This window comes from Jiangella muralis, from assembly GCF_001270745.1.
Lineage (GTDB): Bacteria > Actinomycetota > Actinomycetes > Jiangellales > Jiangellaceae > Jiangella > Jiangella muralis.
On the sequence record NZ_LFXL01000043.1, the window covers coordinates 41,210 to 62,304 of the forward strand.

A 21,095-nucleotide genomic window follows, 5' to 3' on the forward strand; every position below is an offset into this window, starting at 1 on the left:
GCCTCCTACTCGAAGTCGCGCAGATACGGGGTGACGCGGAACTGGTCGGTCATCTCGGGGACGAGGTCCGCGCCGGTGACCGCGAAGAACGAGTTGTCGGCGACCCATGGCGCGAACCACGCCTGGTCGACGATGTACTCGTTGATCTGCTGGTAGACCTCCACCGCCTCGTCGCCCTGGACGAACTGGGCGCGGTCGAGCAGCGGCTGCAGGTCCGGGTCCTCGGTGTCCATCACGTTCCAGATCGACCCCGGCTCCAGCGACTGGACGATGTCGAACAGCGAGTCGCCGGTGCCGATGCGCGCGAAGAAGATCGGGAACCGGCCGCCGAGGATGTCCGACAGCGCCGTCGGCCCCGTCAGCGGCACCTCGGTCACCTCGATGTTCAGCAGCCCCAGCTGCTGGACCACGATCGGGTTCATGACGGCGCTGCCGCCGCTCTCGCTCGGGACCTCCACCTCGAAGCCGTCGGCGTAGCCGGCCTCGGCCATCAGCGCGCGGGCCGCCTCGACGTCGAACGGGTACCGCTCGTCCAGCTCGGGCAGGTAGGCCGTCGCCTCGGGGTGGAAAATCTGGGTGGTCGGGACGGCCTCGCCGCGCATCGTGTACTCGGCGATCGCCTCCCGGTCGAAGACCATGTTGATGGCCCGGCGCACCCGGACGTCGCCGAGCGCGGGGATCACCTCGCCGGCGCGGTCGTTGAGGTACAGCCCGTTCCAGGCGGCCGGGTTCGAGAGCACGTGCAGCCCGGCCGACTCCGCCTCCGGGACCTGCTCCTGCTCGATGATCGCGCCGTCGATCTCACCCGACATCAGCGCGTTCAGCCGCGCCGTCGGCTCGGGCATGGTGACCAGCTCGATGACGTCGTAGGCGTAGTTGCCGGCGTCCCAGTAGTCGTCGCGCTTCACCATCCGGTACACCGAGCCGGTCGTCGTGCCGGACGGGTCCAGCTCGTACGGCCCGGAGCTGTACGGCGCCGAGGCCACGGCGCCGCTGGCGAGCTGGTCCGGGTGCGCGATGGCGCCGGGCGCGAAGCACATGAACGTCGGCAACTGCCCGGTCGGCTGCGGCGCGTCGATCACCACCGTCAGCTCGTCGGGCGTCGTGATCTCCATGTTCGCGACGCGGCCGGCGTCGGAGCCGCCGCTGTCGCGCATGTGCGCGATCGACGCCTTCGCGGCCGCGGCGTCCACCGGCGAGCCGTCGGAGAAGGTCATGCCCTCGCGCAGCCGCATCGTCAGCCGCGTGGCGTCCGGGCTCAGCTCGTAGCTCTCCGCGGCACCCGGCACCACGGAGCCGTCCTCCTCGCAGTGCAGCAGGGTGTCGAACGTGGCGTGCCAGCGCCAGCGCTGGTCACCGGCGCTCTGCTGCCGCGCCGGGTCGAACGACTGCGCCTCGCCCGAGACCCCCAGGGTCAGGGTCCGCGGACCACCCTCGGCGGTCGGCGCGGCGCTGGTACAGGCGGTCAGGAACGCGGCGCCGACGGCCAGAGCGGCCACCACGGCGCCCGTGCGGCGGCGCGACGCGATCAGGTCCATCGAACCTCCTCCTCATCGTCGAGAAGTCGGCGGGGAGCCCGGGGGCACCTCGTCAATTTAATCGTTACAATTGAATGGGTTCACAGACTGGACGAACGGGTCAAGTCTTGTCAAGACCCCCGTCACGACCCGCAACGCGCCAGCCCGGGCCGGGCTGTGGCGCGCCTGACGGCACCCGAAACCAGGGCGAACCGGCCGCGCAGTAGGCCACGGACTTGGAGGCACATCCTCGATGACTGAGTCCGATTGATCGGGTGGACGTCTTGTCGGCGATGCCGGCTGTCGCAGGTGCGTCTCCCGAGGCCGCAGCCGCTGCCGACCGGCCCGTCAGGCCGGTCGGCCGGTCCTCGTGCCGGTCAGCTCGGTCGGGCCGGGCTTCTCGTTGGCTGGCCGACCGTGGTCCGGTGCTGCCGACCGTGCGCCGGGGGGGGGTCTGCCGCGTTGGCCGTCCCCCTGGCGCCCATTTTCTCAGCCTCGTGACCGCGCCTCAAGCGGACCCAGATGGGGCGCTTCGCGCGTTGGGTGACCGCTTGACCCGCGGCCCCGCGGCCAAGAACGGGCACCTATCAGGGGGACGGGGAAAGACTGGGCACACCTCGATGACCGGAACCGTCCTCGATGGCGAGAAACGTCCGAAAGGCCCCTCGAACACGACCCCCGCCATCGAAGACGGTCGCGGGAATCGAGGACGACCAAATCGTGCACCGGCAGGAACGGCGAACGGCGCACCGGGCGGGCTCTGCCCGCACTTCCCCCGTCCCCCTGATAACTGCCCGTACTTAAGACAATGGGCAGCAGGGGGACGGCCCACCGCCGCAAAACGGCCAACCGCCGCACGACGGCGAACCGTTACGCGATCCCCAACGCCACCGTGTGAGATCACTGCGTCGAGTGGGGCGGATCACTGTTCCCCTGGCAACAGCAACGCCACCCAGCAAACACAGTGATCCCACCCAGTGACGCGCCAGGGCGCACAGTCGTCGCGCCGGGCCGGCGAGGCGTCGCCACCGGCTTCAAAACTCGGTCCGAGTGCCGGAGTGACGGATACCAAGCGAAGCTACCGGTGGGCGGCCGGTAGCTCGGCGAAGTGGCAGGCGCTCGGGTGCAGGCCGAGGCGGGGCTCGAGAGCGGGTTCGACCTCGGCGCACTCGTCCCGGGCCTTCCAACAGCGGGTGCGGAACCGGCACCCGGACGGCGGGTCGGCCGGCGAGGGGACGTCTCCGGTGAGGAGGATGCGTTCGCGCGGCGGCTGGCTCCAGGGCCGCGGCACCGGGACCGCGGAGAGCAGCGCCTGGGTGTAGGGGTGGGTGGGCCGCCGGAAGATCTCCTCCTGCTCGGCCAGCTCCACCACCCGGCCCGCGTACATGACGGCGACCCGGTCCGACACGTGGCGGACGACGGAGAGGTCGTGGGCGATGAAGAGGTAGGTGAGGCCGAGGTCGGCCTGCAGGTCGGCGAGCAGGTTGAGCACCTGCGCCTGGATCGACACGTCCAGGGCCGACACCGCCTCGTCGCAGATGACGAGCTTGGGCCGCAGCGCCAGCGCGCGGGCGATGCCGAGGCGCTGCCGCTGGCCGCCGGAGAACTGGTGCGGGTAGCGGTCGGCGTGGCTCGGGTCGAGGCCGACCCGGGCGAGCAGGTCGCGCGCCTCGTCGCGCCAGCGGGAGCGCGGCACGACGCCCGGATGGATCTCCCAGGCCTCGGCGACGATCTGGCCCGCGGTGCGGCGCGGGTTCAGCGACGAATACGGGTCCTGGAAGATCATCTGGACGTCGCGGCGGGCGGCACGCAGCTCGGCCGGCGACGCGGACGTCAGCTCGCGGCCGTCGAAGGTGACGGTGCCCGACGCGGCCCGCTCCAGGCCGATCACCGTCCGGGCCAGCGTCGACTTGCCCGAGCCCGACTCGCCGACCAGCCCGAGCGTCTCGCCACGGCGCAGGTCGAACGAGACGCCGGCGACGGCCTGGACGTGGCCGGTGACCCGGCGCAGCAGCGCCGAGCGCAGCGGGAACGTCGTGTGCAGGTCGCGCACCGACAGCAGCGGCTCAGACCCGTTCGCGCTCACCGGCCACCACCTCCTCCGCGTGGTGGCAGGCGGCCCGGTGCTCGGCCGGCCGCCCGTCGACGGCACGGAGGACGGGGTCGTCGGCGCGGCACCGGTCGGTGGCGTGCGGGCAGCGTGGATGGAAGGAGCAGCCGGACGGCAGCGCCAGCAGGTTCGGCGGCGCGCCACGCACCGGCGTCAGCCGTTCGCGCGGCCCGTCGAGGTCCGGGATCGACGCCATCAGGCCGCGGGTGTAGGGGTGGGCGGCGTGGTCGTAGACCTCACGGATGCCGCCGGTCTCGACCGCCCGCCCGGCGTACATGAGCAGCGCCCGGTCGGCGACGTCGGCGACCACGCCGAGGTCGTGCGTGATCAGCACGAGCGCCATGCCCTCCTCGCGGCGCAGGTCCGCCAGCAACCGCATGATCTGCGCCTGGACGGTGACGTCGAGCGCGGTCGTCGGCTCGTCGGCGATGAGCAGCCGGGGCCGCAGCGCCAGCGCCATGGCGATCATGATCCGCTGCCGCATGCCGCCGGAGAACTGGTGCGGGAAGTCGTCCACCCGGCGGGCGGCGGCCGGGATGCCGACCCGCTCCATCAGCTCGACGGCGGCGGCGCGCGCGGCCCGACGTGAGGCGCCGCGGTGCCGGCGGAACATCTCGCCGATCTGCCAGCCGACCCGGAACACCGGGTTGAGCGAGCTGAGCGGGTCCTGGAACACCATCGCGATCTCGTCGCCGCGCAGCCGCCGGACCCGGTTCGGGTCCTCGGCCAGCAGGTCGCGTCCGTCGTAGACGATCGTGCCGCCGGCGATCTCGCCGGCCGGCTTGGGCAGGATCCCCATGACGGCCTGGGCGGTGACGCTCTTGCCGCTGCCGGACTCGCCGAGGACGGCCAGCGTCTCGCCCCGGCGCACGTCGAACGACACCCCGTCGACGGCGCGGACGTGGCCGCCGCCGGTGCGGAAGCGCACGGACAGGTCGCGCACGCTGAGCAGTGGACTCTCCGTCACGGCCGCCTCACAGGTTCTTCAGCTTCGGGTCGAACCGGTCCCGCAGCGCGTCGCCGAGCAGGCCGAACGACACGACCAGCAGCGCCAGGCAGATTCCGGGGATGGTGGAGATCCACCACGCGTCGCCCAGGTAGTTGCGCCCGTTCGCGATGGTGACGCCCCAGCTGGGCGAGCTGGACGGGGTGCCGAGGCCGAGGAAGCTCAGCGACGCCTCGGCCAGGATGACGTGCCCGATCTCGACCGTCGCGACCACCAGCACCGGCGCCGCGCAGGCCGGCAGCACGCAGTGCCGCACCAGGTGCCAGGACCGCGCGCCCAGCGTCCGGGTCGCGTCGACGAAGTCACGGTTCTTCGTGACCAGCACCTGGCTGCGGGCCACCCGCGCGAACGTCACCCAGTTCGAGATGGCCAGGACGATGACGACGTTCACCACGCTCGGCCCGAGCAGCGCGGCGATGAAGATCGCCAGCAGGATGGACGGGAAGGTCAGCTGGACGTCGGCCAGCCGCATCAGCGCGCCGTCCAGCCACCGCCCGTACCACCCGGCCACGACACCGACGGTGACCCCGATCAGCCCGGCCAGCAGCAGCGTCGCGACGCCGACCGCGATGGAGATACGCGCGCCCTGGAACACCTGCGCGAGCAGGTCCTGGCCCACCTGGTCGGTGCCGAAGATCGCCAGCGATCCGTCCTCGGTGCGCGAGCCCGGCGGCAGCAGCCGGTCGCCGGTGCTCGTCGCGACCGGGTCGTAGCCGACCAGCCACGGCCCGAACACCGCCACGAGCACGTAGAGGCCGATGACGGCGCTCGCGAACCGGATGCGCCCGGAGCCGGGCTTGCTGCGAGAGCGGACGGCCGGCTCGGGGACGGGGGCGGCCGGCCGGCGGCCGAGGTCGGTCAGTGTGTCGGTCATGGAGTCACCCGGCCAATCGCACGCGGGGGTCGAGGTAGCCGTACAGGACGTCGACGACGAGGTTCACCAGCACGAACACGGCGGCGATGAACAGCACGGCGGCCTGGACGACGCCGTAGTCGCGATGCGAGATCGCGTCGACCAGCAGCCGCCCGACGCCGGGCCAGGCGAACACCGTCTCGACGATCACGGTGCCGCCGAGCAGCTGGCCGAACTGCAGGCCGACCACCGTCACGACCGGGATCAGCGCGTTGCGGGCGGCGTGCGGGAAGATCACGACGCTCTCGCGCAGGCCCTTCGCGCGCGCCGTCTGCACGTAGCCCTCGTGGATGACCTCCAACAGGCCGCTGCGGGTCAGCCGGACCAGGATGGCCAGGAACGGCAGCGCCAGCGTGACGGCCGGGAGCACCAGGTGCTGCCAGCCGCCGGTGCCGCCGCTGGGCAGCACGTCCAGCGTCCGGGCGAACACCAGGATGAAGACGATCCCGACCCAGAACGCCGGCGTCGACTGCCCCACCAGCGACAGCACCGAGATGACCCGGTCGGTCAAGGTGTTCGCCCGCAGCGCCGCGAGGACGCCGAGCGGGAAGCCGACGAGGACGGACAGCGTGAGCGCGGCGATCGCCAGCTCGGCGGTGTTCGGCAGCCGCGACAGCACCAGCTCCATGGCGTCCACGTTCATCCGGAACGAGTCGCCGAAGTCCAGGCGGACGACGTCGCGCAGGTAGCTGCCGTACTGGACGATCAGCGACTCGTCCAGGCCCATCCGCTCGCGCAGCTGCGCGATCTGGTCCGCGGTCGCGTCCGGCCCGAGCAGCACGGTCGCGGGATCGCCGGGCACCAGCCGCAGCACCAGGAAGATGACCGAGACGGCGCCCCACAGGACGAAGACGGAGAACAGCAACCGGCGCGCGAGGTAGGCCGGCATCAGGCGCCCTGCGCATGCGCCAGGACGGTCAGCGCCGGCTCCTCGTCCAGCAGGCCGGCGCCGATGCGGTCGGCGCAAGCCGTGACGGCGGCGGCCAGGCCGCGCAGCTCGGCCGGGTGCCGCACCCGCGACGGGACGCGGACGGCGACGGCGGCGACCGCCAGGCCGTCGTGGTCGAGCACCGGGGCCGCGACGGCCCGCCCGGTCTCGGCGTACTCGCGGTCCTCGACGGCGTAGCCGCAGGTCCGCGCCCGGGCCAGGGACCGGAGCAGGCCGTAGGCGTCGGTGAGTGTGCAGACGGTGAGCCGCGGGAACGGGGCGCGTGCCACGAACCGGTCGACCTCGACCCGCGGGCGGTGCGCGAGGTACGCCTTGCCCAGCGCCGTCGCGTGCATCGGCAGCGGCGACCCGGGGTCGGCCGCGGGCTGGCCGGCGGTCGCCGTCCGCACCAGCTGTCCGCCGCGGGGACGTCCGTAGCTGACCGCCTGCCCGGTGGACTCGTGCAGCGCGGTCAGCGCCGGGTGGACGACGGAGTCGGGCCCGGCGTCGCCGCGGGCGGCCCGCGCGAGGTCGAGCGCGCCCAGGCCGATGACGTACCGGTTCGCCTCGTCGCGGCGGACCAGGCCGAACTCGACGAAGGTCGCGAGCATCCGGTGGACGGTGCTCTTGTGCAGGCCGACGGCGTTGGTGATGTCGGTCAGCGTGCGCGGGTGGCCGTGCCGGCTCAGCTCGGTCAGTACCTCGAGGGCGCGGCTCAGCGACTTCATCGATCACTCACCCCTGTGCTCTCGTCGGGTGGTGCGGCGTTGGTGTTACATTAACGTTAACGGTAGCGCTCATGGGCGACGCTAGAGGACCGCCGAGAACGGTGTCAAGGGTCGGCTCAGCGAATTGATGAACGCACTGGTCAGCCGGGTTGCGAGGGGTGCAACGCGCCTTGACACCGTCGTTCCGTGAACGTTAACGTCCGAACTGGCGCAGGCCGCTGGAATTCACCTGTGAAGCGGCCCCCATTCGCGAGGAGGCGACTTTGTCCGTCGATACTGCAGGCGATTTGACCGGCCAGTTCAGAAGGGCCATCGTGGCGGCCGACCCGCGCCTGTCGAAATTCAATCCGCTCGGCCGCATCCTCGCCCACGACGACTTCGACTCCGGCACCCACGGCTGGTGCGAACTGCTCGGCAACTACGACGGCAACGGCAACCTCGACACCGTCGACGACCACATGCGCGACTTCCGCCCGCCGCAGCTGAGCGCGTGCAATTTCTTCGACGTCGGCACGCACGGCACCCTCGGCGGCACGTACGCCCTGAAGCTGGCCACCCGGCCGCATCCGGGGCACACCGCGGTCGCCATCCGGCGCCTGACGATGAGCGGCCGCGGCCGGGTGCAGCTGGAGACGTACTTCACCTTCAAGGCCGAGGCCACACTGGGTGCGGACCCGGCCAACGACACGTTCGGCGAGGTCGTCTGGGACGGCAACCTGCACCCGTCGGAGGCCCAGTTCGGCGCGCTGACGGTGGCCACCGACCTGTGCGGCGACGGCGGCGTCCGCTACCACACCGTCGCGCGGTACCAGAACACCGACCATCAGCACCGGCTGACCCGGCAGTGGATGTACCCGGGGGTGCCGGAGCCGACGCCGCGCGAGCACCTCGAGGGCAAGGTGAAGCTGGGCTACGCGGCCGACTTCACGGCGCCGAACCCGGAGGACTGGCACCCGTTCGGCGAGCCCCAGGAACTCTGCTACAACGAGGTCCCGACAAAGGTGAACTGGCACTATCTGCGGTGGGTCGTCGACACCGCGGCGCGCAAGAACGTGGAATTGCAGATCAACGACCGCGTGATGGACATGAGCGATGTTCCGGTGCCGATCTACGAAGACCGGTACGAGTCGTTGGAGAATCTGCTGAACTTCTATTTCAGCGTGCGCACGCATTCGTCGGTGCGCAATTTCCTGTACCTGGACTCCGTCCTCGTCTCGGTGGATTGGTAGGCAAACGATGCGGCAATCGCTGACCGCTGTACTGGAGCGGAACACCACGGTGCGGGGCGAGTTCGCGACCGAGCCGTACGAGGTCGCGTGGGCCTCCGAAGCGCGCTGGTTCGTCCAGGTGCTGTCCGCCGCCGGCGACCCGGCCGAGCTGGACGTCGTCACGCAGGTCTCGCCCGACGGCATCACCTGGTGCGACCATGAAGAAGCGCCACACGCCACGGCGGGTCTGGGCCTGACCAGCTGGACGGTGCGCGAGTTCGGCCACTGGCTGCGTCTGCGCGGACGCGTCCGCGGCGACGACGCCGAGGTTAAGCTGCGCGTGTACCTGGCGGCCAAGAGCTGAGACCCGCTGTGGCCGGCAACACGAGAACGAGGACACGGTGACCGACACCCGCAGGGCGCGGCTGCGCGACATCGCCACCGCCCTGGGCGTGTCGGTCAACACCGTCTCCCGGGCGCTGGGCGGCAAGGACAGCGTCAGCGAGCACACCCGCGAGCGCATCATGGCCGAGGCCGAGCGCATCGGCTACGTGCCCAACACGCACGCCCGCTCGCTCGTGCTCGGCTCGGCCATGACCATCGGGCTGGTCATCACCAACCCGTCGAACCCGTTCTACGCCCAGCTGATCAACGGCATCGAGCCGCACGGCCGCGGGCGCGGCTACTCACTGCTGCTGATGGTCACCGACGAGAGCGTCGAGAACGAGCGGCGGGCGGCGGAGTCGCTGCTGCGCTCGGCCGTCGACGGCGCCATCGTCGTGCCGGTGCAGGGCGAGACCGCGCACTGGACCCGGGTCCAGGCGGCCGGCGTGCCGATCGTGTTCGCCAACCGTGACGTGCCCGATCTGGGCTGCGACTTCGTCGGAATCGACAACGAGCACGGCGCCTACGAGTCCACCCGGCACCTGATCGCCGCCGGCGCCCGGCGCATCCAGGTGCTCGAGGAGGACCTCCCGATCACCACCATCGCCGGGCGTATCGCCGGCTTCCACCGGGCGATGGCCGACGCCGGCCTGCCCAGCTCCGACGCCGACGTCATCTCGGTGCCGACCCGCCGGCACGACTCCGCGATCCTGCCGTGGCAGCCGGCCGAGGCGTACCGGCTGGGCCGCGAGCTGGTCGCCGGCGACGACCGGCCCGACGCCGTCGTGGCCGGCAACGACTTCTTCGCGCTCGGGCTGTACCGCGCGCTGGCCGAACGAGGGCTGCGCGCGCCGGGCGACCTCGCGATCGTCGGCTACGGCGACCACCCGTACGCGGCATATATGGACCCGCCGCTGACGACGGTGCACCTGCCGGCCCGGCGCATCGGCGAGATCGCCGTCGACCTGCTGCTGCGCCGCCTGCGTGACGGCGCCGACGCCGCGCCCCGCAAGCAGCGGCTGACGCCCGAGTTGGTCGTCCGCGCCTCCACCTGAATGGACCCGCGTGAACGGACCCGCCGGCAGGGCGTCGGCGGGTCCGTCCGGTCTCCGGGTCAGTACACCTCGGCGGCCTCGCCGGTGACCGACACCTCGTGGAAACGGGCCCGGCCGTTGGCCGGCATCTCGAACCCCTCGACCCGGTCGCGGTACGCGACGTTGTTGCCCAGGTCCATCGGGAAGATGCCGACCGCCTGCTCCCAGATCAGCGTCGCGGCCTGCTCGTACAGCGTGGCGCGCTCCTCCGGGTCCAGCGCCGACTTCGCGGCCAGCAGCAGCTGGTCCAGTTCCTCGCTGCAGAACCCGTTGCGGTTCGCCTCGCAGGTGTAGAGGCGGCCCAGCGTGTAGTCGGCGTCACCGGTGCCGACGCTGTTCGTCTGCAGGTTCAGGTCCCAGCTCAGCGCGTTGAGGTCGTCGATCCACTGGGCCCGCTCCTTCTCCAGCGGCTCGACGGTGATGCCGACCTCGGCCCAGTGCGACATCAGCGTCTGCGCCAGCGAGCGGATATTGGCGCCGGACTCGCGCGGCCACTGCAGCGTCGTGCTGAAGCCGTCGGGGTAGCCGGCCTCGGCGAGCAGTTGCCGGGCCAGCTCTGGGTCGTACTCGTACGGCTGCTGCTCGCTGGCGCCGAAGACGTCCTGCGGGATCGGCCCGCGCGCGACCGTCGCGGCGTCACCGAACAGGTCGGCCACGATGGTCTCGACGTCGACGGCGTGCCACATCGCCTGCCGCACCCGCGGGTCGGTGAACGGCTCGTGGCCGGAGTTGAACCACATGAAGTAGTAGGTGTAGCTGGGCGAGGTCTCGAAGACGACGTCCTCGTTGTCCTGGATCGACGGCGCCTGGTCCGGCGGCACGCCCGTGGTGAGGTCGACCTCGCCGGTCTCCAGCGCGGTCAGCCGGGCGGAGATCTCCGGGATGTAGGTGAACTCCAGCCGGTCCAGCTCCGGCGCGCCGCCCCAGTAGTCCTCGTTCGCGGTCATCACGACGCGCTCGTCGGGCAGGAACTCGTCGAACACGAACGGCCCGGAGCCCACCGGCGCCCGCCAGAAGTCCGCCTCGCCGATGCGGTCGGCCGGGCCGACGAACAGCAGCGAGACCGTGCTGATGACGGTGCCCAGCGGCTGGGCGGTCCGGATCGTCACGGTGTGCTCGTCGGTCGCCTCCACGGACGCGACGCCCGACCACAGCGGCGCGAGCGGGCCGTTCAGCTCGATCAGCCGCTCCGCCGACGCCTTGACGTCGGCCGCGGTGAGCGGGGTGCCGTCGTGGAAGGTGACGTCGTCGCGCAGGTGGAAGACCCAGGTCAGGTCGTCGGGGTTCTCCCACGACTCGGCCAGGACCGGGACGAACTCGCCGTCCTCCAGTCGGACCAGCGGGTCGAGCAGGTGCTGGACGATCTCCTGGACGCCCTCCTCGGCGGACTGCTCACCGTGCGGGTCCAGCGAGACCGGCGCCACGCTCGGCGCGACGCGGAGCACCTGCTCACCACCCCCGGCGGCGCTCTCGTCGTCGTCTCCGCCGCAGGCGGCGAGGGCCACGGCCAGAACGGCGGCCAACCCCAGTGCCAGCGGACGGTGTGCCCGGCTGCGAATCATGGCTTCTCCTTGTCAGGCAGGGTGTAGGTGACGACCACGGGCTTGTGGTCGGAGGGCGCGACGCCCTCGTGGAAGAACTCGACGACCTCGGCGCAGCGCGGCCGCAGCGGGCCGCGGTGGAACTGCCAGTCGATCGCCTTGGCCACCGGCTCCGGCGCGGCCCAGCCGCGGCCGGGCCCCACCAGCGGCACGACCGGGTGCGTGATCGGCGAGCTGCGGCCCAGCGCCGCGAACGCGTCGGCGAAGCCGGCCTCGCGCAGCACCCACAGCGGCCGCGCGTAGTCGTTGACGTCGGCGGTGAAAATGCACGGCCCGTCGCCGGCCAGCCGGTCCAGGGCGGCGACGACGTTGCGGGCCTGCTCGACCCGCGGGCTGACGTCGTCGGCGCGCTCCTGCGGGTGGCCGGGCCAGGTCAGGTGCGCCGTGGCGTAGACGAACGACGTGCCCGCGGCGCAGCCGGGCGCGGCGTCACCCCGGTCGAGCTCCGCGTCACTCCCGCCGAGCGCGTCGTCGCCCCGGTCGAGCGGCGAAGTCTGTCGGTGCCCGCCCGTAGGGTGGGGGCCCTCCCGGCCGGGCGGGGTGTCACTCCGGCCGAGCGCGTCGTCGCTCACGCCCAGCGCAGCGTCGCTCACGCCCAGCGCAGCGCCGCTCACGCCGAGCGCGTCGTCGCCCCGACCGCGCGGCCGAGTCTGTCGGTGCCCGCCCGTAGGGTGGGGGCCCTCCCGGCCGGGCGGGGTGTCACTCCCACCGGAAAACTCAGCAGCGCGTAGCCGCACCCAGAACAGCCGAGCGTGCTCGGCCCTGATGCCGACGTCCTCGGCGCCGTGCTCCTCCAGCGTGAACAGGTCGTCGCGCCACCAGAGGTTGCTCTCGGCCGCCCAGCCGGGGAACGAGTCGTCCACCCGCCGGTGGCCGGGCAGGACGGCGTCGATGAGCTCGCGGATGCGCGGCGTCAACTCCTGGACGGCCAACAGGTCCGGCGGGCGGACCTCGAACAGCGAGCGCAGCGCAGGCACGCGCGCGTCCAGGTGGTGGCGGCCCCAGAGGTTGTAGGTCATCGACACGAACGTGGTCACGCGGTCCTCCTCGCGGCCGCGACGTCGTCGTCCGCGGCGCTCGGCTCGGCCCGGCCGAGCGGATCGTGGTTGTAGCCGGCCAGCCGCCGCGCGAGCGACGTCCCGTCCAGTCCGACCAGCACGGACAGCTCGGTCACCGAGCAGTTGCCGGGCGGTTCGAGCAGGGCGTGGCCGCCGGCGGGCAGCCCCAGGGCCGCGGCGACGGCGACCCGGATCGGCCCGCCGTGGGTGAAGACCAGCGCGACCGGCTCGGCGCCGTCCGCGGCGATCCGCCCGGCCAGCTCCCGCAGCGCGGCGTCGACCCGAGCGGTGAGCTGGGCGAACGTCTCGCCGCCACCGCGAGGGATGTCCTCGCCGCGGCGGATCGCGGCGATCTGCTCGGGGTACGCGGCCGCCACCTCGGCGGTGGTGCGGCCGCTCCACTCGCCGTTGTCGATCTCGCGCAGCCGCACGTCGGTGACGACGGCGGACGGTGCGAGGTTCAGGTAGGCCGCGGCGGTCTCGGTGACCCGCGGCAGGTCGCTGACGGCCACGGCGCCGGGCCGCGGGTGACGGTCGCGCAGCCACCGCGCCACCGTCGCCGCCTGGTCCCGGCCGCGGCCGGACAGCCCCGGCCCGAGCTGTCCCTGGATGCGGCCCTCCGCGTTCCACGTCGATTCGCCGTGCCGGACCAGCACCAGGCGCACCCGGCGGGCGCCGTCCGCTGCCGGCTCGTCGACCTGCCATCTCGCGTTCATCGGCTCAGGGTCGGGCACCCCGACGCGGCCCGGCAACGCGGTTCCGCCCTGTGCAACCGCGTTGCCCGAGCGGCCCGCCACGCAGCAGGGTGGCCGGCGCCGGAGCACACGAGAGGTGACGATCATGGTGCGATCCACCCGCCGAGCGGCGGCCCTGCTCACCACGGCCATCGTCGCCGCGAGCGCCGTCATGGCGGCGCCCGCGGCGGGGTCGGCCGGCGCCGTCGCGGACGTCCTCGTCAGCGAGGTCGCGGCCGGCGGCCCGGGTGGCGCCGACGACGCCTTCATCGAGCTGACCAACTACGGCGACGCGCCGGCCGACCTCGGCTCCTGGCGCGTCTACCACTGCGGCGCCAGCGGCAGCCGGGGCGCCGACCCGCTGGTGCCGGCGCTGGCCGGGGTGACGCTGGCGCCCCGCGAGACGTTCCTGCTGGCACACCGTTCATCCAGCCTGGCCGCGACGGCGGACGCGGTGTTCGGCACCTCGCTGGCCGACGACGCGATGGGGGTGTGGCTGGAGGACGGCGACGCCCGGCTGGTCGATCGGATCGCCGTGTCGCCGGCGTCACGCGACAGCATCTGCGGCCCGCCGGTGCCCAGCACGCTGGACTTCGCCCGCGGGCAGTCCTACCAGCGGGTGAGCGCGACCGGCGAGTTCGTCCGGGCCGCGCGCACCCCGGGCGCCGCCAACGCCGTCCGGCCCGATCCGGGCGTCCAGCGTGGCGACGTGCTGGTCGATGAACTGGCGAATGGCGGTCCCGGCGGCGACGCCGACGAGTTCGTGGCGCTGGCCAACACCGGGGACGACGCCGTCGACGTCGGCGGCTGGCGGCTCTCGGTGTGCACGACGCTCGGGGCGCGGCAGAGCGCCGGGACGCTGGCACAGGTCCCGGCCGGGACGACCCTGCCGCCCGGCGAGCGGCTGCTGGTGGCACACGAGTCCGCGACCCTGCCGGACGACGGCGCCGTCCTGCGCTACCCCGACCCGGCGCTGGCCGAGGACGGGCTCGGCGTGCTGGTGGAGGACGCCGTGGGCACGGTGATCGACGCCGTCGGCGTGTATGAGTCCGACGCCGTCCACGAGCCGGCCGTCGACAGCGCCTGCACGCAGGGGACGGCGCTGCCGGACCGGCTGGACTACCGGTCCGGCCAGACCTACCAGCGGGTGAGCGCGACCGGCGACAACGCCGCCGACTTCGCCGTCACGGTCCCCGAGCCGGAGGAGAACCGGGGCGCCGGCATCCGCGTCAGCGAGTTCTCGCACGACCCCGCCGCCCCGTTCGTCGAGCTGGTCAACGACGGCGACCGGGCCGCCGACCTCACCGGCTGGACCGTCGACCGCTGCCTGGCCAACGGGCGCCGGGCGCTGGAGCCGGTGACGGTCCTCGACGGCGTCGCGCTCGCGCCCGGCGCCACGCACGTCGTCCCGCTCACCGGCACACCGCCGGACGAGGACGGCTACGGGTTCTCCGTGCACGACGCGGACGGGCGGCTGGTCGACCGCGCCGGGGCGTACTTCGCGCTCTACAGCCCGTGCACCGACGGCGTCTCGCTGGTGCCGTTCCTGGACGTCGCGTCCGGCGAGACGCACCAGCGGTTCCAGGACACCGGCGACAACGTCGCCGACTTCGTCCGCGCGCCGGCCTCGCCCGGCACGATCCCCGGCGACCTGCACGACCCGGCCGACATCCCGGCCGAGCAGCTGGAACCCGTCGACGTGGCCCCGTCGCCGCGGCCGGTGCCGCCGGTGCCGCTGGCGCCGTCAGACGGTGCGGACGACGTGGGCGGCGACGCCGTCCTGTCGGCGCGGGCCGGGCACACCACCGGGGACGCCACCGACGTGACGTTCCGGGGCGGCCCGCGGCTGCCGGTGGTCGAGAACGCCGCCGCCGTGTTCACCGGCGTCAGCCCCACGGCGCCGCCGTCCGAGCGGACGCTGCCCGGCGAAGAGCGGCACCGCGCCGCCGATCTGGTGCGCGGCGAGCAGGCCGAGCCGCTGGTCGCCGAGGCGACCGAGGGCTTCCCCTATCAGCGGTTCGAGCTGACCGTCGCCGACGACGCACCCGCCACGTTCGACGTCGTCTGGACCGGCCGTTCGACCGGCGCCAGCGAGCTGCAGCTCTACGTCTGGAACCACCAGTCGGGTGCCTGGGAGTTGCTGGACGCCGGCACCGGGTCGATCACCCTGACCGGCACGGTCGACGCCGCGACCGCGGTCCGTGGCCGCCGCGTCAGCGTCCTCGTCCAGGACGGCCCGGCGACCCGGCCCGCGTTCACCGGCGCCGCCGACCACTCCTTCGAAGACCCGGGCGACTACGACTTCGCGATCGGCGTGCTGCCCGACCCGCAGCAGCTCACCGAGCAGTTCCGCGACGTCCACGCCGACCAGGTGTCCTGGCTGGTGCGCAACGCCGAGGCGCGCAAGATCGAGTACACCGCGCACGTCGGCGACATCGTACAGAACTGGATGTGGGGCACGCACCTGGAGGGCCGGGCCCGCGACGAGTGGGGATTCGCGTCCGACCTCATGGACGTGCTGGAGGACGCCGGCCTGCCGTACGGCATCCTGCCGGGCAACCACGACAACAAGTGGGGCCGCGACTCCGGCCTGTTCAACGAGTACTTCCCGCCGGAGCGGTTCGCCGCCAGCCCGTGGTACGGCGGCTCCTGGCGGCCCGGCGACAACGTCAGCCACTACGACACGCTGGAGATCGACGGCGCGCCGTTCCTGATGCTCAACATCGGCTTCGTGGCGTACCCGGACCGCGACGAGACACTGGGCTGGGCCGCGTCCGTCGTCGCCGCCCACCCCGACCACAACGTCATCGTGTCGACGCACGAATACCTCAACCGCGACGCCGTGCCGACCCGGCCGGACGCCGATCGCTGGACGTCGCTGGGCGAGCGGATCTGGCAGCAGGTCGTGCGCCCCTACGACAACGTGTTCCTCGTGCTCAGCGGGCACGTCAACGGTGTGGCACAGGCCGTCAGGCACGAGGACGACGGCCGGGTCGTGACCGAGCTGCTGGCCAACTACCAGGGCTATCAGGCCGACGGGCTGCAGGACACCGGCTTCCTGCGGCTGCTGCAGTTCGACCTCGACAGCAAGACGATGTCGGTCAACACCTACTCGCCGTCGCGCGACGAGCACAACGCCGGCGAGTACTACGTGGCCGGCCCGTACGGCGACGAGGCGGACGAGTTCGTCGTCCCCGCGGACATCGGCGACGTCTACGACAAGCGGGTCGAGACCACCGGGTTCGCCCTGGCCTCGCTGGGCTCGCCGCTGGGCACGGTGCCCGCCGCCGACTGCGCGACGGCCGAGCTCGCCTGGACCGGACTGGCCGCCGGGCGCCGGTACGTGTGGTTCACCGAGGCGGTCGACGCCGCCGGCCGGGCCGCACGGTCGCCGCTGTCGAGCTTCGCGACGGCCGGCCGATGAGCCCTCCCGGAGCACCGGTCACCGCGCTGCCGCAATCGCGGCACTCTCCTACAGCAGGGTCTCGAAGCCGGCGATCAAGGACGTCAGGGTGAAGTCGAGGCGCGACTGCATGGTGACGGGGCCGTCGGCGAGCGCGGCGGCGAGCACGGGGTGGTCGTCGCCGATGGCGGGGGCGTCGACCGCAGGTTGCGCCTGCTCGCCGGCGTAGGCGAGGTGCTGGCCGACGACGGCGCCGGCGATCGCGTAGATCAGGTGCAGCGCCGTCCGCGGGGCGAACCCGGCGTCGCGGAGGACACGCAACGACTGCTCGAGGATCGCCAGCGTCCGCGGCGTGACCGCGGTCCGCGTCGCGAACAGGAGCACGGCGCCGGGATGCTCGGTGAGGCCGCGGTGCAGGTCGGCGGCGTGCGCGGCGACGACCTCCTGCCAGTCGGCCGACTCGGGCGGCGGGCGCAGCGACTCGGCGAGCACGTACTCGACGATGGCGTCCTCGAGGCCCTGCTTGTTCCGGACGTGGTGGTAGAGCGTCATCGCCTCGACGTCGAGCTCGCGGGCCAGCTTGCGCATGGACAGCGCCTCGACGCCGTCGCGGTCGGCCAGCCGGACGGCGGCCCGGAGCACCTGCTCCCGAGTCAGACCCGCGTGCTTGCCCTGCACTCGCGACCGGACCACGGCTGCCCTCCTTGACGTCACTTACGGCGTAAGACTAGCATCGTCAGCAAGTCATACACCGTAAGAGATAGGAGAGATCGCCATGGAGGTGCGGAACGAGGTACGCACGAGGCGCTGGCGGAGCACGGTGCAAGCGCTGCAGATCGGCGTCGGCCTGCAGGTGGTGTGCCTGCTGCTCCCGCTGCTCGACCTGTGGGTGTTCGGCTCGGTCGAGGGACACGTCGAGGCCGCCTACCCCGAGTGGGACGCGAGCGAGGTCGCCAAGGACCGCAACGCGATCGTCATCGGCCTGCTGATCGTCGGCGTGCTGGGGCTGGCCGGATGGCTGGTCTCGCTGTGGGCGGCCAAGCGCGACCGCGGCGTGCGGGCCACCGTCACGACGCTGTTCCTGCTGGGTATGACCACGCTGGCGGCCGTCGCGGGCACCGGCGGCGACCCCTACGACCAGTACGTCCCGCTCTGGCTCGGCAGCACGACGCTGGTCCTCCTGGCCCTGCCCGGCTGCGCCGCGGTGCTGGCCGTGTGGTTCCGCGAGCGCGGCGTTCGCTAACGTCACGGGTCGTGCCGCTGCCCTATGACGACTGGTTCGGTCCCGACGCCTTCGACGCGACCTACGGCTACGACCTCGACGCCCTCCTGACGGTGGACGCGCCGGCCGAGCCGCCCGGCTTCGCCGAATTCTGGACGTCGCTGTACGCGCGTTCCCTGGCGGTCGACACCGCGCCGGTCGTCCGCCCGGCCGCCCATCCGGGCTGGCAGGACGTGGAGTTCACCTCGCTGGACGGCGTGCGGCTGGGCGGCTGGCTGTGGCTGCCACCCGACGGCGTGGAGCGCGCCATCGTCGTCGGACACGGATACGGCGGCCGCGCGCAGCCCGACCCGGGCCTCGACCTGCCCGGCACCGCCGTCCTGTTCGCCGCGTCGCGCGGGCTGCCGGAGCGCGGGCTGGTCCCGGGCATCCCGCCGGTGAGCGACGAGCACGTGCTGCACGGCATCGAGTCGGCCGCGACCTACGTGCACGGCGGCTGCGTCGCCGACGTCTGGTGCGCGGCGTCGGCGCTGCTCACGCTGCTTCCGTCGCCGCCGTCCCGGGTCGCGTACGCCGGGAGCAGCTTCGGCGGCGGCATCGGCGCGCTGGCGCTGCCGTGGGACGAGCGGTTCGACCGCGGCGCGCTGACGGTGCCCAGCTTCGGCCAGCACGACCTGCGGCTCACCATGCCGTGCACCGGCAGCGGCGAGGCGGTCCGGCTGCACGTCGCCCGGCATCCGGAGGCGCGCGAGGTGCTGCGCTTCTTCGACGCGGCGACGGCGGCGCGGCGGCTGCGCATTCCGATGCTGGTCGCGCCGGCGCTGTGGGACCCGGCCGTCCCGCCGCCCGGCCAGTTCGCCGTCCACAACGCGATCCCGGGCGAGAAGGAGCTGGTCGTGCTGCCCGCCGGGCACGCGGAGTACCCGGCCCAGGACGCCGACGACGAACGCCGCGGCGCCGCACTGCGGGCGTTCCTGCTCAGCTGACCTCGAGCACCCAGGGCCGGCCACCGCGGTCCGGCGGGCGCAGCTCCACGTCGAACGCCGCGCCGACGACGGCGGCCAGCGCGGGGACGTCGCGGGGCGCCGTGGGCTCGGTGCAGAGCAGCCGCGCGACCCGGCCGCGGGTCGCCTTGGCGCCGTGCGGCGAGCCGGGCACCCGCAGCACCACCCAGCGCCCGGCCAGCTCCGGCCCGGGCCGCCACACTGGCGCGTAACTGCTCGACCGCAGGTCGACGACCACGCCGGCGCCGGCCGCGGCCGTCAGCACCGGGCCGAGCCGGGGCCGCCAGTACGCCTCCAGCCCCGGCACCTCCTCCAGGCCGTCGAGGTGCGCGCAGATCGGCAGCCGGTGCGCGGGCACGCGGTCACTCAGCCGCACCGCGCCCAGCAGCGACGACACGATGACCACCCGGCGCCCGGCCCGGCGAAGCGCGGCCGCCTCCAGCGTCGCCGGCGCGAACGCGTCGTAGAGCACCCCCTGGTAGAGCCGTGCCGCCGCCACCGCGGGCGCCGTCCGCACCTCCACGTTGCGGGCCACCTCCGCCGCCGCCCCGGCCGGCGCCTCCAGCCGCCCCATCGCGTCGGGCCGCCCGCTGGTCGCCGCCATGCCGTCGAGCACCCGGTCGCGTGCCTCGGTCAGCTCCGGGAAGGAGAGCCGCGCGAGATCGAGCCCGCGGCCCCGGGCCGGCCAGGCCTGCGTCTCCGACGGAGGCAGCACGATCAGCACCGCTTCAGCGTAGGCCCGGCAGCGTTCGCCGACGCCTACGCGTAAGCGAGATACCGGCCGGGCTTGCCGGGTTCCTCGACCTCGAAACGCAGCTGGAGGTCGGTGCGTTCGATCAGCTCGACCTGTTGCGCGAACTGCTGGTTGGTGACGACGAGGTGGCCGCCGAGGCTCCAGTCGTTCGCCAGCCAGGACCGCAGGGCGTCGAGCAGCACGCGGTCCAGCTGGGCCGCCAGCCGAGACCGGCGCACCCAGAAGTAGAGCGCGGCGTCGTAGTCGTCCCACCGATCGTCGCCGACCGGGGTGATGCGCGCGCCCGCGAACATCCGCGCGTCGGTCGGCATGAGGTAGACGCAGCCGAGGCACTGCGTGCCGGCCGGATCCAGCGCCGTGTAGGTGAACGCCTGGCGGCTCGCGTGCCGTTGCTCGAGCTTCTCCAGGTCCTTCCGGTTGGCGGCCACGGTGAAGTCGTCCTCGGGCCAGGTCGACTGCTCCCATGTGCGCAGGTAGTCCCTGCTCTCCATCACGGCCGCGTAGTCCAACTCGGCGTCGGCGGCCACGATCGGCCGGAGCACGAAGTCGTCGGTCGTCAGGCCGCTGGGGACCTCGGATGGCAGGTTCTCGAAAGGCACGCGTTCTCTCCTGCGGGTCGGCGGCGGTCATGACTCGCACCAGCGGCTCGGGGCGGTGGTCGTTGCAGACTATTCACCGGTCCTCGATCGGCGCACGGGGTTTTCGGCCGGGCTCGGCGACGGGATCGGCCGCTGCGGAGCCGGGCGGCCGTGCCTGTCGGTGCCCGCCCGTAGGGTGGGCCACCCACCCATCAGGGCGGGGTGTGCACCGGCCGGCCGAATTCGGCGTACATCGTCGCACCGGCGTCCGACGCCAGCAAGGCCGTCGCCAGCCGCCGGGCCATCGATGGGCGCAGACGATCGGCCGCCGCGGCCAGCGTCAGGAACTCGACGCCGGCCACCTCGACGGGATCGGGCGTCATCCGGGCGACGGTCGCGGCCTCCAGCACGCCGCCGTCGAACACGAACGCGAGCTGGTCCGGCCACGGCCCGCGCACCGGGATCCAGTCGACGACCAGCACGCGGCCGATCGGCAGCTCGAGTCCCAGTTCCTCACGCACCTCACGCCGGCAGGCCGCCAGCGGCGACTCGTCGACCTCCACCACGCCGCCGGGGATCTCCAGCGTCGGCTTGTAGGTCGGTTGCAGGAACAGCACCAGCCCGGCCGCGTCGCGCACCAGCGCGCCGCCGGAGACCGACTTGCGCGGCAGTCGCGCCGCGACACCGGCGTGGAACTCGCGCTCCGGCTCGCCCTCGGCGCGCACGTCGTCGTCGAAGCCCGTCACGGGATCAGGATTCCATCGCCGTGACCGCGACGGTGGCGCGCCTCCCATGACGCTTCTATGTCAAGGTGCTGATTGTTGGCAGGTCAGGGGTGTGAGGTCCTGGCGGA

Annotated in this window: 19 protein-coding genes; 6 read left to right on the forward strand and 13 right to left on the reverse strand. The window is 72.9% G+C overall.

All coding sequences use genetic code 11. From position 1 onward, the window contains the following. Window positions 1–5: 5 nt before the first annotated feature. The 6 genes from ACW62_RS29000 to ACW62_RS29025 all read right to left on the reverse strand — a co-directional run bounded on the left by ACW62_RS29000 (window position 6) and on the right by ACW62_RS29025 (window position 7,202). A complete protein-coding gene (locus tag ACW62_RS29000) occupies window positions 6–1,538 on the reverse strand; it encodes an ABC transporter substrate-binding protein (RefSeq protein ID WP_053207610.1) in 1,533 nt (510 codons plus the stop codon). Between the two features lie 1,057 nt (window positions 1,539–2,595). Beyond that, window positions 2,596–3,603, reverse strand: coding sequence for an ABC transporter ATP-binding protein (locus ACW62_RS29005; protein ID WP_053207611.1), 1,008 nt, complete (start codon window positions 3,601–3,603; stop codon window positions 2,596–2,598). Continuing rightward, window positions 3,584–4,594: an ABC transporter ATP-binding protein gene (locus ACW62_RS29010; RefSeq protein WP_053207612.1), complete on the reverse strand. Its 1,011-nt coding sequence runs from the start codon at window positions 4,592–4,594 to the stop codon at window positions 3,584–3,586. The genes ACW62_RS29005 and ACW62_RS29010 overlap by 20 nt, the downstream gene beginning before the upstream one ends. Window positions 4,595–4,601: 7 nt before the next feature. Further along, window positions 4,602–5,507, reverse strand: a complete 906-nt coding sequence (locus ACW62_RS29015; RefSeq protein ID WP_083460287.1) for an ABC transporter permease — start codon at window positions 5,505–5,507, stop codon at window positions 4,602–4,604. Window positions 5,508–5,511: 4 nt separating this feature from the next. Continuing rightward, entirely contained in the window at window positions 5,512–6,435 is a 924-nt protein-coding gene (nikB, locus tag ACW62_RS29020) for a nickel ABC transporter permease (protein WP_053207613.1), read from the reverse strand. Next, window positions 6,435–7,202, reverse strand: a complete 768-nt coding sequence (locus ACW62_RS29025; protein ID WP_053207614.1) for an IclR family transcriptional regulator — start codon at window positions 7,200–7,202, stop codon at window positions 6,435–6,437. Before ACW62_RS29025 ends, nikB begins: the two co-directional genes overlap by 1 nt. Before the next feature lie 314 nt (window positions 7,203–7,516). Here ACW62_RS29025 and ACW62_RS29030 point away from each other — a divergent pair, with 314 nt between their 5' ends. The 3 genes from ACW62_RS29030 to ACW62_RS29040 are packed head-to-tail and all read left to right on the forward strand — an operon-like array spanning window position 7,517 to window position 9,849. Continuing rightward, window positions 7,517–8,431, forward strand: a complete 915-nt coding sequence (locus ACW62_RS29030) for a DUF6772 family protein (RefSeq protein ID WP_205629674.1) — start codon at window positions 7,517–7,519, stop codon at window positions 8,429–8,431. Between the two features lie 7 nt (window positions 8,432–8,438). Next, window positions 8,439–8,774, forward strand: coding sequence for a hypothetical protein (locus tag ACW62_RS29035; RefSeq protein WP_053207615.1), 336 nt, complete (start codon window positions 8,439–8,441; stop codon window positions 8,772–8,774). 37 nt (window positions 8,775–8,811) lie between these two features. Then, window positions 8,812–9,849, forward strand: a complete 1,038-nt coding sequence (locus ACW62_RS29040; protein WP_053207616.1) for a LacI family DNA-binding transcriptional regulator — start codon at window positions 8,812–8,814, stop codon at window positions 9,847–9,849. Window positions 9,850–9,908: 59 nt separating this feature from the next. Here the strand turns inward: ACW62_RS29040 and ACW62_RS29045 are convergent, their stop codons facing one another. Genes ACW62_RS29045 through ACW62_RS29055 form a run of 3 tightly spaced genes read right to left on the reverse strand, consistent with a single transcriptional unit; the run spans window position 9,909 to window position 13,263 of the window. After that, entirely contained in the window at window positions 9,909–11,450 is a 1,542-nt protein-coding gene (locus ACW62_RS29045; RefSeq protein WP_083460288.1) for an ABC transporter substrate-binding protein, read from the reverse strand. Next, entirely contained in the window at window positions 11,447–12,526 is a 1,080-nt protein-coding gene (locus ACW62_RS29050) for an endonuclease/exonuclease/phosphatase family protein (protein WP_053207618.1), read from the reverse strand. Before ACW62_RS29050 ends, ACW62_RS29045 begins: the two co-directional genes overlap by 4 nt. Continuing rightward, window positions 12,523–13,263: a histidine phosphatase family protein gene (locus tag ACW62_RS29055; protein ID WP_169792147.1), complete on the reverse strand. Its 741-nt coding sequence runs from the start codon at window positions 13,261–13,263 to the stop codon at window positions 12,523–12,525. Before ACW62_RS29055 ends, ACW62_RS29050 begins: the two co-directional genes overlap by 4 nt. 124 nt (window positions 13,264–13,387) lie before the next feature. Here ACW62_RS29055 and ACW62_RS29060 point away from each other — a divergent pair, with 124 nt between their 5' ends. Then, a complete protein-coding gene (locus ACW62_RS29060; protein WP_169792148.1) occupies window positions 13,388–16,705 on the forward strand; it encodes a lamin tail domain-containing metallophosphoesterase family protein in 3,318 nt (1,105 codons plus the stop codon). 48 nt (window positions 16,706–16,753) lie between these two features. Here the strand turns inward: ACW62_RS29060 and ACW62_RS29065 are convergent, their stop codons facing one another. After that, window positions 16,754–17,377: a TetR/AcrR family transcriptional regulator C-terminal domain-containing protein gene (locus ACW62_RS29065; protein WP_053207621.1), complete on the reverse strand. Its 624-nt coding sequence runs from the start codon at window positions 17,375–17,377 to the stop codon at window positions 16,754–16,756. Between the two features lie 82 nt (window positions 17,378–17,459). On the opposite strand from ACW62_RS29065, the gene ACW62_RS29070 reads away from it, so the two are divergent. After that, on the forward strand, window positions 17,460–17,927 hold the full coding sequence (locus tag ACW62_RS29070) for a hypothetical protein (protein WP_053207622.1): 468 nt from the start codon (window positions 17,460–17,462) through the stop codon (window positions 17,925–17,927). An 11-nt stretch (window positions 17,928–17,938) separates the two neighbouring features. After that, the gene (locus ACW62_RS29075) at window positions 17,939–18,892 is read left to right on the forward strand and encodes an acetylxylan esterase (RefSeq protein ID WP_205629675.1); all 954 of its coding nucleotides are present in this window, start codon (window positions 17,939–17,941) and stop codon (window positions 18,890–18,892) included. On the opposite strand, the gene ACW62_RS29080 is transcribed toward ACW62_RS29075, so the two are convergent. From ACW62_RS29080 to ACW62_RS29090, 3 genes are all read right to left on the reverse strand, one after another. Continuing rightward, a complete protein-coding gene (locus ACW62_RS29080) occupies window positions 18,885–19,634 on the reverse strand; it encodes a YaaA family protein (RefSeq protein WP_053207624.1) in 750 nt (249 codons plus the stop codon). The two genes, ACW62_RS29075 and ACW62_RS29080, sit on opposite strands and share 8 nt — an antisense overlap. Window positions 19,635–19,669: 35 nt before the next feature. Beyond that, complete coding sequence (locus ACW62_RS29085) at window positions 19,670–20,263, reverse strand: GNAT family N-acetyltransferase (protein WP_053207625.1); 594 nt, start codon at window positions 20,261–20,263, stop codon at window positions 19,670–19,672. A 191-nt stretch (window positions 20,264–20,454) separates the two neighbouring features. Further along, window positions 20,455–20,988 (reverse strand): NUDIX domain-containing protein, encoded by a 534-nt coding sequence (locus ACW62_RS29090; protein ID WP_205629676.1) that lies wholly within the window; start codon window positions 20,986–20,988, stop codon window positions 20,455–20,457. Window positions 20,989–21,095 lie beyond the last annotated feature (107 nt).

Coding starts and splice junctions, on each gene's coding strand:
- ACW62_RS29000 (WP_053207610.1), bottom strand. CDS start 1,538: ATGGACCTGATCGCGTCGCGCCGCCGCACGGGCGCCGTGGTGGCCGCT.
- ACW62_RS29045 (WP_083460288.1), bottom strand. CDS start 11,450: ATGATTCGCAGCCGGGCACACCGTCCGCTGGCACTGGGGTTGGCCGCC.
- nikB (WP_053207613.1), bottom strand. CDS start 6,435: ATGCCGGCCTACCTCGCGCGCCGGTTGCTGTTCTCCGTCTTCGTCCTG.
- ACW62_RS29060 (WP_169792148.1), top strand. CDS start 13,388: ATGGTGCGATCCACCCGCCGAGCGGCGGCCCTGCTCACCACGGCCATC.
- ACW62_RS29070 (WP_053207622.1), top strand. CDS start 17,460: ATGGAGGTGCGGAACGAGGTACGCACGAGGCGCTGGCGGAGCACGGTG.
- ACW62_RS29025 (WP_053207614.1), bottom strand. CDS start 7,202: ATGAAGTCGCTGAGCCGCGCCCTCGAGGTACTGACCGAGCTGAGCCGG.
- ACW62_RS29015 (WP_083460287.1), bottom strand. CDS start 5,507: ATGACCGACACACTGACCGACCTCGGCCGCCGGCCGGCCGCCCCCGTC.
- ACW62_RS29035 (WP_053207615.1), top strand. CDS start 8,439: ATGCGGCAATCGCTGACCGCTGTACTGGAGCGGAACACCACGGTGCGG.
- ACW62_RS29055 (WP_169792147.1), bottom strand. CDS start 13,263: ATGAACGCGAGATGGCAGGTCGACGAGCCGGCAGCGGACGGCGCCCGC.